The sequence below is a fragment of the Nioella nitratireducens genome, from assembly GCF_001879715.1.
In the GTDB taxonomy this organism is placed as follows: domain Bacteria; phylum Pseudomonadota; class Alphaproteobacteria; order Rhodobacterales; family Rhodobacteraceae; genus Nioella; species Nioella nitratireducens.
This window is the reverse complement of record NZ_MNBW01000010.1, coordinates 40907-53124: the sequence shown is the minus strand read 5'-3', so window position 1 is coordinate 53124 and position 12218 is coordinate 40907. Positions and strand designations below refer to the sequence as shown.

Genomic DNA, 12218 nt, shown 5'->3' with positions numbered 1-12218 from the left:
GCTTTCTGCCGAAGAAAGCCCCCGCAGGCTTGATGACGCCGCTTAGAACGGAATCTCGTCATCCATGTCGTTCGAGCGTCCGCCGCCGAAGCCGCCGCCCTGATTGCCGCCACCGCCGCTGCTGCCGCCAAAGCCGCCGTCGCGGTCATCTGGGTAACCGCCGCCGCCACCGCCGCTGCCCGATCCGCCGCCGTAACCGCCGCCACCGCCGCTGTCACTGCGCGAATCCAGCAAGGTCAGTTCGCCGCGATAGGGGCGCAGCACGACCTCGGTCGAATACCGGTCTTGCCCGCTCTGGTCCTGCCATTTGCGGGTTTCCAGCTGGCCCTCGATATAGACCTTGGAGCCCTTGCGCAGATATTGCTCGGCGATGCGCGCCAGCGGTTCCGAGAAGATGGCGACCGAATGCCATTCCGTCCGTTCGCGCCGCTCGCCGGTGTTGCGATCTTTCCAGTTTTCAGACGTGGCGATGCGCAGGTTGCACACCTTGCCGCCATTCTGGAAGGACCGCACTTCGGGGTCGCGGCCCAGATTACCTACCAGAATGACCTTGTTGACCGAGCCTGCCATGTTCTCTCCCCGTTCGTTCGATTCAGACGCACCTTAGACCATCGCATGTTGGTTAAGAAAAGCCGAATGCGCGAAGCTTTGCCTGATTTTCCGTGCATATCTTTTCATCCTGCGGGTTTTGCGTATATTTTCGGGCGGTTGATGACGGGGGGACTGCAATGATGGCAGCGCGTTTCTTTGCCGGGCTTCTGGTCGGGGCGGTGCTGTCGTCCGGGCTGGCGGCGGCGCAGGGCGTGTCCTCGGACCGGCTGAGCCGCTTTCAGAACCAGCTCGACCTGCTCGATTCCCGCGCGGCCACGCAATATGAATTCTCGGACCGTCTGCGCCCGGATGCCGATCAGGCCGAGTCCATTCCCTCCTATCGGGGCGGCTATGACGGCCCTTGGCTGCAAGTGGCACGCGAAGCCGCCCGGCGCCACGGTGTGCCAGAAGACCTGTTTCTGCGGCTGGTCACACAGGAAAGCGGCTGGGATCCGCGTGCGGAATCGGTGCGCGGTGCGCTTGGACTGGCGCAGTTGATGCCCGACACCGCCGCGCGGCTCGGCGTCGATCCGTTGAATGAGACCCAGAACCTCGACGGTGGCGCGCGCTATCTGGCGCAGCAATACCGCCGCTTCGGCTCGTGGCGGCTGGCGCTTGCGGCCTACAACGCGGGGCCCGAGGCGGTGGTGGCCCATGACGGCATTCCGCCTTTTGCCGAAACCCAAGACTACGTGCGCGCCATTCTGGGCGTGTGACACCGGCAGACACGGGCCGGAACCAAGGGAGGCCCCCATGATAATCGCAATTGTCAGAATCCCGATCGACGGCCCGAAACGTCCGCACGATCAGGTCGCGGCCCGTTCCTTGCAGGACACCGAGATCTTTCACGCGGTCAAGGGCTTGCGGCGCAAGTATTTCCTAAACGGCGATACGGGTGGCGGCGGGGTCTATGAATTCGACAGCCGCGAGGCCGCCGAGGCATGGTTCAATGACGGGTGGGCCGACTGGATGGAGGGGCGCTTTGGGGGTGCGCCCCAGCCTTGAGATTTTTGACAACCCGGTGATGCTGGACAACGAGGCCGGCGAGGTCCGGGTCGATGGCTCCGCCGTGCGACCGCCCTGGACCATGGGGGCCTGAGGTCTCACTCTGCCGCTTCGGCCCCGAACGCCACCAGCCGCGCCCGCAAGTCTGCCGCCACGGCCACGCCAGCCTCGAGGGCGAAGACATAGGCGTGGGTCAGGAAGAAATTGCGCGCAACGGTCTGGGTCGCCATCTCGGCGGCCTCTGTATAAAGCGCGATCAGCGCCGACCGGTCGTCTGCCGCATGGGCCGCCAGAAGCCGCCTGTCCAGATCATCCCGCATCTTGCTCGCTCCGCAAGGCGTTCACCTTTTCTGCCACCCAAGCGTGGAACAGATGCGTCGGGCCATCCATCGCGGGCGAGAAGCGACCGCCGTCGAAGCCCGGCGCGCTGCGGCCCTTTTGCATCCCTTCCACCACGAAGACATCTTCGGTGAAGACGGTCTTCCATTGGGTCGCATTCTTTTGCCGCAGGGCCGCGTCGGTTTCGGCTGTGGCGTAGTAGAGATGCACATGTTCGCGGGTCTGGGTGTGGCTGACCGGCTCCAGCACGATGGCGAAGGCATGGTCGCGCTGCGCGCCGAGCAGAACATTGGGGTAGACGGCTACATATTCGCCGCCCGCATCCCAGAACTTCGGCAACCCATCGAAATCGGGGAATCTCTCGCCTTCCTGACCTTCCAGTTGGCGATAGACATAGGTGCCCTGACCCGAGAACTGGCCCGGCTCTTCGATATGGTAGTGATCTTCCAGCCGCGAATAGCTGTTCAGGCCGGGGTGGACCCATGGCAGGTGATAACTCTCGCAGTAATTCTCGACCGCGAGCTTCCAGTTGGTCTGCACGTCGAGGGCAAACTGGCTGTCCCATCCCCCGTGAAAGAGCGGCTTTTCCACGTCTTTCCAGCGGCTGAGCAGCGTGGCGTGGATCTCTTCGAAGGGGGCGGCATCGCCCGAGAGGTTGACGAAGACCACGTCGCGCCAGACGTGGCTGCGCACCTCGACAAGGCCGAGCGTGGCGCGGTCCATGTCGGGGTGTGTGTTCTGGCCCGGTCCGCCCACATGCGGGGTCGAGACCAGGCGGCCGTCCTTTGCGTAGCACCAGCTGTGATACGGGCAGCGGATCGCGCCTTCGATCTTGCGGGCGTCTTCGACCAGGATCATGCCCCGGTGGCGGCAGATGTTTTCAAAGACGCGCAAGGTGCCGTCCTTGTCGCGCACCAAAAGAAGCGGTTGGCCGAGGAATTCGATCGGCTTGCAGTCTGACGGTTCCGGGATATCGGCGCCCACGGCAAGCCCCGCCCATGTCCGCCGCAGCACGGCCTCGTTTTCTTCGGCGATGGTGGCCGGGTCGGTGTAATGCGCATTGGGCAGGCCACGGGCGACGGCGATGGGCGCGCGCACCGCATCCAGTGCGTTCAGATCCTGATCTCTGGGCATATCCAATCCTCCACTCTCACCCTGTGTTGATAGCCCCTGATAGTCGGGGCCGACCGATGCGTCTTGCCCGCCAACGACAAGCGCGTGACGGAAATTGACATGGGTGTCGGGTTTTGGGGCAAAGAGGCGGCGGCGTCAGTCCATAAGGAAGGTCACCGGCGCGCCGGCGGGCAGGTCCAGCCGGTCGCGCAAGGAAGCGCGGGCCCGCGACAGCCGCGAGGTGACGGTGCCAGGGGCCAGATCGAGCCGCGTGGCGATTTCCTCGTAGGACAGCCCGTCAATGGCGCGCAGACGGATCAGGGTGGCCTGATCCTCGGGCAGGCCTGCAAGTGCCGCCAGCGTTTCCGCGCAGGCGAGGCGGGCGGGGGCCTCGGTCTCGGCCCGTGGGTCGGCGGCGTCGGCAAGGGCGTCGGGGGGCGCGGCATTGGGGCTGCGCCGGTCGCGCAGCCGGTTACGGAGGGACGTGAAAGCGTAACTGCGGAGATCGTCGATCGGGGGGGCCTTGGGGTCAAGCATCCTCGTCCACAGGCGCAGGACGATGTCCTGAACCATGTCCTCGGCCGCGGGTCTGTCGCGCAGCAGGTATGTGGCAAGGCGCAGCAAGTCGGGCATCAACGCTTCAAGCTGGGGTGCAGCGCGGGGCGGGATCGTGCGGGGGGCAGGGGGCATGGGCGGCTCCAACAGGTCTCGCCGGTGATCTTGCGGTCTGGGCGCGCCGGGACAATGGCCCGGTGCCGCGATCTGCGAAAACCGGCCACGTCCCGCCCGTCATGCGCGGTGTCCCGCGCGGCGGAATTTTGCCCGGCGTCTTGTCGCGTGCAAGACAGCGCGCTTTCGGCGGACCGTCGCGCAACCGTAGCGCGACTTGGCCCTGCCGGGAAGGAACCGTGCCCTGCTGCGTCCTGTAAGGTCGGGAGCTGCAATACCGCAGCGTCCCGCCCTGACACTGAATAGGAGCACAGGACATGACCTTTTCCAAACTCACCCGCACCGGGATCGACGGCATTTTCGGGTTCACGCTGGCAGGCGCGGCCCTGCTGGCGGCCTCGGTTTCGGCCGAGGACATGACCCTCGACGCGGATTCCGACGGAATGGTGACGCTCGAAGAGGTGCAGGCGGTGATGCCCGAGATCAGCGCCGAGGCCTTCGTGACCATGGACACCAACGGCGACGGCGCGCTTGACGACGCAGAGCTGTCGGCGGCGATGGACGCTGGTTTGCTGCCGGCTGACGAGTCCTGAGGGCTGACCCATTGATATGGATCGGGCGCGGCGGGATGGCCCGCCGCGCCCGATCTATCGGAGATCCATGTGGGTTTTACAGTCCGCGGGCCATCGCCGCGACACCGGTGCGTGCCATGCGCACATCGCCGAGCGGGCGCATCAGGTCTGCGAAGGCGTCGATCTTTTCAGGGGTGCCCGTCATTTCGAAGATAAAGCTTTCCAGCGTCGAGTCGACCACATTGGCGCGGAAGATCTCGGCGATCCGCAGGCTTTCCACGCGGGATTCGTCCTTGGCCTCGACCTTGATCAGGGCCAGTTCGCGGCTGACATGGGGGCCTTCGACGGTGAGGTCGGACACTTCGTGCACCGGCACCATGCGTTCGAGCTGCATCTTGATCTGCTGGATCACCTGCGGCGTGCCGCTGGTGACGATGGTGATGCGCGAGCGGTGCCCGGCGTGGTCGACCTCGGCCACGGTCAGGCTTTCGATATTGTAGCCGCGCCCGGAAAACAGGCCGATCACCCGTGCCAATACGCCAGCCTCGTTCGCGACCAGAATGGCGAGGGTGTGGGTTTCCACAACGTCGGACATATGGCTGCGGAGATCATAGGCGGAATGGCTGGACGAGCCTTTTTCGATGTTGAGCGGCGACATGGGGTTCCTCGCGCTTTGAGTTGGTCGGAGTTCAGTTACACGAAGCCCCCGCGCGATCAAGGCCGGATCGGGCGGGGGTGTCATTCTGTGGCGTTTCGCGGTGCGGTATCGCCGCCTTGCGGCGGCGACCCGCGGGGGGCGCTGCCCCCCGCACCCCCCGGAGTATTTTCACCAAGAAGAAGGAGGGGGGGCGGAGGGCAGTGACCCGTCAGTTGCGGCGTTCGGCGATCAGGCCGCGCAAGATTGCCCAGCACATCACCAGAAGCACGATGGTGAAGGGCAGGCCAGTGGAGATCACCATGGATTGCAGCGAACTGAGCCCGCCGACCGAAAGCAGCAGCACGATGGCCACGGCCCCTTCGAACACGCACCAGAACACACGCTGCGGCACCGGGGCGTCGACCTTGCCGCCCGCCGTGATCGTGTCGATGACCAGCGAGCCGGAGTCCGACGAGGTCACGAAGAAGACGATCACCAGCACGATGCCGATCAGGGAGGTGATCTGCGTCAGCGGCAGTTGCTCCAGCATCAGGAACAGTTGCAGCGGCAGGTCGGCTTCTTGCGCGGCGGTGTAGCCGTCTTGCACCACCTGCTGGATCGCCACGCCGCCAAAGACCGACATCCACAGCACGCAGACCAGCGACGGGATCAGCAGCACGCAGGTGATGAACTCGCGCACGGTGCGGCCCCGGCTGACGCGGGCGATGAACATGCCGACGAAGGGGGACCAGGAAATCCACCAGGCCCAGTAGAACGACGTCCAGCCCTGGCTGAAGTTCACGTCTTCGCGGCCAACCGGGTTGGAAAGCGCGGGCAGGTATTCGATGTAGGCCCAGAGCGAGTCGGCAAAGCCGGTCAGGATTGCCAGCGTCGGTCCCGCGATCAGCACGAACAGAAGCAGCAGGAACGCCAGCCCCATGTTGATCTCGGACAGCACCTTCACGCCGCCATCAAGGCCGCGCAGGACCGAGATGAGCGCGATCGAGGTGATGCCGGTGATCAGGATGACCTCGGTCGTGTCGCTGACTGGAATGCCGAACAGGTAGTTCAGACCGGCATTGGCCTGTGTCGCGCCAAAACCAAGCGACGTGGCCAGCCCGAAGAGCGTGGCGAAGACCGCAAGGATGTCGATGGCGTGGCCCCACCAGCCCCAGACGCGTTCGCCCAGAATCGGGTAGAACGCCGAGCGGATCGTGAGTGGCAGACCCTTGTTGTAGCTGAACAGCGCAAGTGCCAACGCCACCACCGCGTAAATCGCCCATGGGTGCAAGGCCCAGTGGAAGATCGTGGCCGCCATGCCAAGCCGGATCGCCGCCTGTTCATCGCCACTGGCCGCGCCAAGTGGCGCCCAGTCCGAGCGCGCCCCGTTCTCTCCCATGGCGGTGCCGCCGAAGGAACTGGAGAAGTGGCTCATCGGTTCGGACACGCCGTAGAACATCAGGCCGATGCCCATACCGGCCGCGAACAGCATCGCGAACCAGCCGATATAGCTGTAATCCGGTGTCGCCTCTGCGCCGCCAAGCCGGACCGAGCCAAAGGGTGTCACGATCAGGAACAGGCAAAACAGCACGAAGATGTTGGCCGCACCGATGAAGAACCAGTCGAAGGTCTGCGTGGTCGAGTTGAACAGCCACGTGAACAGCGATCCTGACTGCTCTGGCAGGGCGAGCGCGTAGAAGACAAAGGCCACGATGGCCAGACCCGAGATCACGAAGACCGGGTTGTGAATATCGAAACCGAAGGGGCCTACTGTCCCTTCGAGGTTGTCTTGACCGATCTCGTAATCGGTGTCGATCAGGTCCGCGGCGCCCTCTGGCGCCGGTATGCCCTGAAGCTCCGTATCGTCCGTCATGAAAAGTCCTTTCCTGTCCGTTTCCGTTTCCCGTTCGCGTGCTGGGAAGGTGGAGGTCGGGGGATGTCAGTCGGCGTCGCGCACCAGCATTACGGAAACCGGGGTGTGCGAGGCCATCCGGCCCCCATGCGACCCCATCTCGAAGCGGCGCGGAATATGCGACCCCATCACCACCAGATCGGCCCCGACATCGGTCACGGTCTTGGTCAGCAGGGTGTCGATCTCGACCGCCGGGTCGTGGGCGATCACCGGGTGAGCGGTGGCCTTGGACACGCCGCGCTTGGCTGCGTCTTCCTTGGCGAAGGCATCGAGTTTCGCGGCATATTCCTCAGGGTTGTGGGCAAGGTTGCTCGGTTGCTCGCCGCTGAGCCCCACATAGACCACCTCGGCGCCGTAATGGCCCGAGAGGTCCGCCGCGACCTGAAGCGCGCGCTCCAGAGCGGCGATGTGCCCGAGATCAACCGGTATCATGATCCGTCTGAACACGTCATTCTCCCTCGTTCGTTGGTAAGTGTTTTCGATTGTCGCCCCGGCGCAAAATCGCAACCAAAGGTTGTCCGCCATGGGGACGCGAAATACCCCGATGGACATGGGGCAGTGCGACCAGCCTGCGCCGAAAAGCGACATTGAAGGTCGTATTTTCGAGGGTAGTGCAGAAGTTTTTTGATTGCAAACCGACTGCGGGCGGCTGCCGTGCCGGAAAGCCGCCCGCGTCAGCAGCGCTTGGGACGGGGGCTTCGTGCCATCAGAACGGGCCGCAGGGCAAGGGCGAATGCCACCAGCATCAAGGGCACGGCGACCAGACGCGGTGGCGGCAAAGGCCCGAGCCCGGCGACGGTGGCAACGGTGATCGGGCCAATGCCAATCCAGTAAAAAAAGGCAAAGATCAGGCCCGGCGTCGTCATTGGCAGTGCCCCCGATCGCAGCAGGAACAGCAAGGCAGGGGCAAAAAGCGCGGTCTCGTTATACCACAGATACGGTGTGCACAGCGGAATTGCCGTCAGCAGCATCGCCGCACGCAGGTCGAAGGACAGGCCGGGGCGACGCCAGCCCAGCCAGACACCGACGCCAGCCAGCACGGTGGCCATGCCTTGCGTCGCGAAGGCCACCGGCTCGGCCAGTCCAAGCCTGGCCAGAAAGGAATAGACGCTGATCATGCGCGGGCTGCCCGCCACATCGCTGCGCAAAACCTCAAGGTGAATGCCCGCCAGGTCACGCCATGCGGGCCAGTAATCCAACCCGAACAGGGCTGTGGCGCCCCCCATCAGCAGAAGGGTTGTCAGGGCTGCGCCGCCGATCGTGCGCCAGTGTCCGGCGGCGATCAGCGCCACCGGGATCAAGAGGCCAAGCTGCGGTTTCGCGGTAAGCAGGCCAAGAAAGACGCCGGCCAGAAACGGCCTGTCGCTGCGCAACGCCGCGAGGGCCGCCACCAGACCCGCGCCCCAAAACAGGCTGATCTGCCCCAGCATCAGGGTGACGAGCGCGGTGGGTGCCAACGCGAACCCGATCCAGAGCGCGGGGACAGTGCGGGTAAACGGCCGCAGGGCCGCCAGCATCGCGGCGATCGAGGCCCCGGTGTAGACCGTCCATGCCATGAAGAAGGACACAAGCCCAAGGGGCAGGATCATCAGCAGAAAGCCCGGCGGATAGACCCACGGCATCCAGTCGTCGGCAGGAAAATCCTGTACCTCGGCCAGCCGGTTCACGTCGAATGCGTCGAGTGGGTGGCCGTCGATGGCCAACCGCGCCGCCGCCCAGAACACCCGGAAATCCACGTTGAAGACGGTGGCCCCGGAGGCGGTGCTCAGGCGCCACGTCAGTGCGATGTAGAGGGCCGTGATCAAAACTGTAAGGCCCGCGCCAATCAGCGCGAAACGGGTTGCGGCGCGCCCCGTCAGGGGCCGCAGGCGACCCTCCCCCGACGGATCGGGAGAGGGCGGAGCGGGGGAAAGGGGCACCCGTGTGGTCCTCAGACCAGAACCGCGCCGCCGGTCTCGATGGCGCCCTGCGTTTCGGCCTCGCCAAGCAGCATTTCGTTATGCGCCTTACCCGAGGGGATCATCGGGAAGCAGTTTTCGTGCTTCTCGACGAGGCAGTCAAAGATCACCGGGCCGTCATAGGCCAGCATTTCCATGATCGCGTCATCGAGGTCGGCGGGATCGGACACGCAGAAACCCTTGGCACCGAAGGCCTCGGCCAGCTTCACGAAATCGGGCAGCGCTTCGGACCAGGAATGACTGTAGCGTTCGCCATGCAGCAGCTCCTGCCACTGGCGCACCATGCCGAGCCGCTCGTTGTTCAGGATGAACTGCTTGACCGGCAGGCGATACTGCACCGCCGTGCCCATCTCCTGCATGTTCATCAGCCATGACGCTTCGCCCGCCACGTTGATGACCAGCGCGTCGGGGTGCGCGACCTGTACACCTATGGAGGCAGGGGTGCCGTAGCCCATGGTGCCCAAGCCGCCCGAGGTCATCCAGCGGTTGGGATCGTCAAAGCCCAGGAACTGCGCCGCCCACATCTGGTGCTGGCCCACTTCGGTGCAGATATACCGGTCGTGGTTCTTGGTCAGGGCCTCCAGCCGTTCCAGCGCGTATTGCGGCTTGATGGTCTTTTCAGAGGGCTTGTAGTCGAGGCAGCGGATCTTCTTCCAATCCTCGATCTGGCCCCACCACCGTTTCACCGCGTCCGAGCGTGTCTTTCGCCCGCGGCTCTTCCAGATGCGCAGCATGTCTTCCAGAACATGGCCCACGTCGCCGATGATTGGAAAGTCGGCATGGATGACCTTGTTGATCGAGGACGGGTCGATATCGATATGCGCCTTGCGGCTGTTCGGGCTGAAATCGGCGATGCGGCCGGTGATCCGGTCATCGAACCGCGCGCCGATGCAGATCATCAGGTCGCAGCCGTGCATGGCGAGGTTGGCCTCGTAGAGCCCGTGCATCCCCAGCATCCCCAGCCACTTCTCACCCGAAGCGGGGTAGGCGCCGAGACCCATCAGGGTCGAGGTGATCGGAAAGCCAGTGGCCTCGACCAGTTCGCGCAAGAGCTGGCTGGCGCCGGTGCCAGAGTTGATGACGCCACCACCGGTGTAGAAGATCGGCCGTTCGGCCTCTTCCATCGCGGCAACGAGGGCGGTGATCATCTCGGCATCGCCCTTGACGCGGGGCTGGTAGTAAGACTGGCTGACCTTCGGCTTGGCCTTGTATTCACCGGTCGCGAATTGCACGTCCTTGGGAATGTCGATCACTACTGGACCGGGACGGCCAGAGGTGGCGATGTGGAACGCCTCGTGGATGGTGCTGGCCAGTTCGTCGGTTTCCTTGACCAGCCAGTTCATCTTGGTGCAGGGGCGGGTGATGCCCACGGTGTCGGCCTCTTGAAAGGCGTCCGAGCCGATCATGAAGGTGGGAACCTGCCCGGTCAGGCAGACGATCGGGATCGAATCCATCAGCGCGTCGGTAATTCCGGTCACGGCATTGGTCGCGCCGGGGCCGGACGTGACGAGCACAACGCCGGGCTTGCCGGTCGATCGGGCATAGCCCTCGGCCGCGTGCACCGCGCCCTGTTCGTGCCGCACCAGAATGTGGCGGATCTCGTTTTGCTGGAAGATCTCGTCGTAAATCGGAAGCACGGCGCCGCCGGGATAGCCGAATACGGTATCGACACCCTGTTCCTTCAGGGCTTCGACAACCATCTTGGCGCCGGTCATCTGTGTCATGGCTTTTGCTCCTTCCAGCCGCTGCCCCTCATGGGCATGTCATCGTTTGGGTCCGGTCTTTGTCGCATAAAAAAGCCCCCGGTCTGACGGGGGCGCATGGGTTTCCAGTATGGATGCCGTTACCGACCCATGCGCGTGTGTCCTACAAGTACGAGAATGCCAAGCATTCGCGGGCTCCTTTCTGCAAGTGGCGGCAGCTTATGCACGGCTGAAAAACATCGTCAAGCGCACATGGCCGAAAGAATGTCGCGGGGTGGCGTTTTTCAGCAACTTTCTGTCCCAAGATGCCGTGGCCGCGCAATGGGCCGCGTCGGCTGCCCACACAAGCCGCGGCAATTGGGGGCCGCCGCCGCCGTTGTTCCGGGCTGGCTGCGCCATCTGCGGCCTGGGCTGACGGCACTGAAAGGGCCGCGTTGCGCCCCAAACTGGGCGGCAGAGCAAGGGGTGCGACACTTTTTCGAGCCATATTGGTAAGAAGATTTTACAATTTTCTGGCCAAACGACCGAATTTAAGGTTTGTTCAAAACCGAGGCTTCGGTAACGTGCCTTCACTAATAACCTAGATCTGCGGCTCAACGGGGGTCGTGGACTGCCAAATGGGGAGGATACCATATGGATCGTCGTTCTTTTCTGAGAACGTCTGCAATCGGCACGGCTGCTGCCGCGTCGACCACGCTGGCTGCACCGCTTTACGCGCAAGGCAATCGGACACTGACCATGGTCACGACCTGGGGTCGCGGTCTGGCCGGTGTGCATGACGCCGCGATGCATGTCGCCAACTCGATCACCGAAATGACGGACGGTCAGCTGACCGTCGATGTGCGCGCCGCAGGCGAGCTTGTCGGTGCGTTCGAAGTGTTCGACGCCGTCAGTTCTGGTCAGGCCGACATGTATCACGGTGCAGACTACTATTTCGTGAACCAGCATCCCGGCTACGCGTTCTTCACCGCCGTTCCCTTCGGCATGACCGCGCAGGAACTGGCTGACTGGTACTACCACGCGGGTGGCCAGGAACTTCATGACGAACTGGGCCAGATCTTCGGCCTCAAGTCGTTCCTCGGTGGCAACACCGGCGCGCAGTCTGGCGGTTGGTTCCGCAACGAGATCACCGGCCCCGAAGACTTCCAGGGCCTGCGCTTCCGTATGCCCGGTCTTGGCGGTCAGGCCCTTGGTCGCCTTGGCGCATCGGTGCAGAACCTGCCCGGCGGCGAAGTCTACCAGGCGCTGGCCTCTGGCGCGATCGACGGCACCGAGTGGATCGGTCCCTGGGCGGACCAATCGGCGGGTTTCCAGGAAATCACCCAGATCTACTACACCGCTGGCTTCCACGAGCCGGGCGCCGGCCTGTCGGTCGCCTTCAACCGCGACGTGTTCGACAGCTTCACCCCGGCACAGCAGAAGATCTGCGAAGTCGCTGCTGCCGAATGTCACCAGTGGAACCTCGCCCAGTTTCTCACCAACAACGGTGCGGCACTTCAGCAGCTGGTTGCCGGTGGCGTGCAGGTCCGCTCCTTCCCCGACTCGGTCTGGGATGCGTTCGGTCGTGCGTCGCAGGAAGTGCTCGACGAAAACATGAGCGACGAACTGTTCGCCCGCATCCGCAACAGCGCGATGGAGTCGATGGCAGCCTCTTCGGCCTGGATCCAGGCGTCGGAAGGCACCTATCGCGCGCAGCGTGACCGTGTGCTCGGCTAAGCC

13 protein-coding genes are annotated in these 12218 nt (G+C 64.0%); 4 read left to right on the top strand and 9 right to left on the bottom strand.

What is annotated here, in order from left to right; genetic code table 11:
• Positions 1 to 42: 42 nt before the first annotated feature.
• Entirely contained in the window at positions 43 to 570 is a 528-nt protein-coding gene (gene ssb, locus BKY27_RS11625) for a single-stranded DNA-binding protein (protein ID WP_071674655.1), read from the bottom strand.
• Positions 571 to 728: 158 nt separating this feature from the next.
• On the opposite strand from ssb, the gene BKY27_RS11620 reads away from it, so the two are divergent.
• Both BKY27_RS11620 and BKY27_RS11615 read left to right on the top strand, forming a co-directional pair.
• Positions 729 to 1307, top strand: coding sequence for a lytic transglycosylase domain-containing protein (locus BKY27_RS11620; protein ID WP_233491823.1), 579 nt, complete (start codon positions 729 to 731; stop codon positions 1305 to 1307).
• A 37-nt stretch (positions 1308 to 1344) separates the two neighbouring features.
• Positions 1345 to 1596: a YciI family protein gene (locus BKY27_RS11615; RefSeq protein WP_071674654.1), complete on the top strand. Its 252-nt coding sequence runs from the start codon at positions 1345 to 1347 to the stop codon at positions 1594 to 1596.
• A 98-nt stretch (positions 1597 to 1694) separates the two neighbouring features.
• Here BKY27_RS11615 and BKY27_RS11610 read toward each other — a convergent pair whose 3' ends face one another.
• From BKY27_RS11610 to BKY27_RS11600, 3 genes are all read right to left on the bottom strand, one after another.
• Positions 1695 to 1916, bottom strand: coding sequence for a hypothetical protein (locus BKY27_RS11610; RefSeq protein ID WP_071674653.1), 222 nt, complete (start codon positions 1914 to 1916; stop codon positions 1695 to 1697).
• Positions 1906 to 3069 carry an aromatic ring-hydroxylating oxygenase subunit alpha gene (locus BKY27_RS11605; RefSeq protein ID WP_071674652.1) on the bottom strand — a complete coding sequence of 388 codons (1164 nt, stop codon included), beginning with the start codon at positions 3067 to 3069 and terminating at the stop codon, positions 1906 to 1908. The genes BKY27_RS11610 and BKY27_RS11605 overlap by 11 nt, the downstream gene beginning before the upstream one ends.
• Positions 3070 to 3204: 135 nt before the next feature.
• Positions 3205 to 3738 (bottom strand): RNA polymerase sigma factor, encoded by a 534-nt coding sequence (locus BKY27_RS11600; RefSeq protein WP_071674651.1) that lies wholly within the window; start codon positions 3736 to 3738, stop codon positions 3205 to 3207.
• 296 nt (positions 3739 to 4034) lie between these two features.
• Here BKY27_RS11600 and BKY27_RS11595 point away from each other — a divergent pair, with 296 nt between their 5' ends.
• Positions 4035 to 4310, top strand: a complete 276-nt coding sequence (locus BKY27_RS11595) for an EF-hand domain-containing protein (protein WP_071674650.1) — start codon at positions 4035 to 4037, stop codon at positions 4308 to 4310.
• Between the two features lie 76 nt (positions 4311 to 4386).
• Here BKY27_RS11595 and ilvN read toward each other — a convergent pair whose 3' ends face one another.
• The 5 genes from ilvN to BKY27_RS11570 form a co-directional block, all read right to left on the bottom strand.
• Positions 4387 to 4947, bottom strand: a complete 561-nt coding sequence (gene ilvN / locus BKY27_RS11590) for an acetolactate synthase small subunit (protein ID WP_071674649.1) — start codon at positions 4945 to 4947, stop codon at positions 4387 to 4389.
• A 208-nt stretch (positions 4948 to 5155) separates the two neighbouring features.
• On the bottom strand, positions 5156 to 6799 hold the full coding sequence (locus BKY27_RS11585) for a BCCT family transporter (RefSeq protein WP_071674648.1): 1644 nt from the start codon (positions 6797 to 6799) through the stop codon (positions 5156 to 5158).
• A gap of 66 nt (positions 6800 to 6865) precedes the next feature.
• On the bottom strand, positions 6866 to 7285 hold the full coding sequence (locus tag BKY27_RS11580; RefSeq protein WP_071674761.1) for a universal stress protein: 420 nt from the start codon (positions 7283 to 7285) through the stop codon (positions 6866 to 6868).
• A 227-nt stretch (positions 7286 to 7512) separates the two neighbouring features.
• Complete coding sequence (locus tag BKY27_RS11575) at positions 7513 to 8757, bottom strand: glycosyltransferase family 87 protein (RefSeq protein WP_071674647.1); 1245 nt, start codon at positions 8755 to 8757, stop codon at positions 7513 to 7515.
• A gap of 11 nt (positions 8758 to 8768) precedes the next feature.
• Positions 8769 to 10520 (bottom strand): acetolactate synthase 3 large subunit, encoded by a 1752-nt coding sequence (locus tag BKY27_RS11570; protein WP_071674646.1) that lies wholly within the window; start codon positions 10518 to 10520, stop codon positions 8769 to 8771.
• Between the two features lie 612 nt (positions 10521 to 11132).
• Here BKY27_RS11570 and BKY27_RS11560 point away from each other — a divergent pair.
• A complete protein-coding gene (locus tag BKY27_RS11560; RefSeq protein WP_071674644.1) occupies positions 11133 to 12215 on the top strand; it encodes a TRAP transporter substrate-binding protein in 1083 nt (360 codons plus the stop codon).
• Positions 12216 to 12218 lie beyond the last annotated feature (3 nt).

What these genes read in the sequence shown, in the direction of transcription:
- ssb (WP_071674655.1), bottom strand. Translation starts at nt 570, where the DNA reads ATGGCAGGCTCGGTCAACAAGGTCATTCTGGTAGGTAATCTGGGCCGC.
- BKY27_RS11620 (WP_233491823.1), top strand. Translation starts at nt 729, where the DNA reads ATGATGGCAGCGCGTTTCTTTGCCGGGCTTCTGGTCGGGGCGGTGCTG.
- BKY27_RS11615 (WP_071674654.1), top strand. Translation starts at nt 1,345, where the DNA reads ATGATAATCGCAATTGTCAGAATCCCGATCGACGGCCCGAAACGTCCG.
- BKY27_RS11610 (WP_071674653.1), bottom strand. Translation starts at nt 1,916, where the DNA reads ATGCGGGATGATCTGGACAGGCGGCTTCTGGCGGCCCATGCGGCAGAC.
- BKY27_RS11605 (WP_071674652.1), bottom strand. Translation starts at nt 3,069, where the DNA reads ATGCCCAGAGATCAGGATCTGAACGCACTGGATGCGGTGCGCGCGCCC.
- BKY27_RS11600 (WP_071674651.1), bottom strand. Translation starts at nt 3,738, where the DNA reads ATGCCCCCTGCCCCCCGCACGATCCCGCCCCGCGCTGCACCCCAGCTT.
- BKY27_RS11595 (WP_071674650.1), top strand. Translation starts at nt 4,035, where the DNA reads ATGACCTTTTCCAAACTCACCCGCACCGGGATCGACGGCATTTTCGGG.
- ilvN (WP_071674649.1), bottom strand. Translation starts at nt 4,947, where the DNA reads ATGTCGCCGCTCAACATCGAAAAAGGCTCGTCCAGCCATTCCGCCTAT.
- BKY27_RS11585 (WP_071674648.1), bottom strand. Translation starts at nt 6,799, where the DNA reads ATGACGGACGATACGGAGCTTCAGGGCATACCGGCGCCAGAGGGCGCC.
- BKY27_RS11570 (WP_071674646.1), bottom strand. Translation starts at nt 10,520, where the DNA reads ATGACACAGATGACCGGCGCCAAGATGGTTGTCGAAGCCCTGAAGGAA.
- BKY27_RS11560 (WP_071674644.1), top strand. Translation starts at nt 11,133, where the DNA reads ATGGATCGTCGTTCTTTTCTGAGAACGTCTGCAATCGGCACGGCTGCT.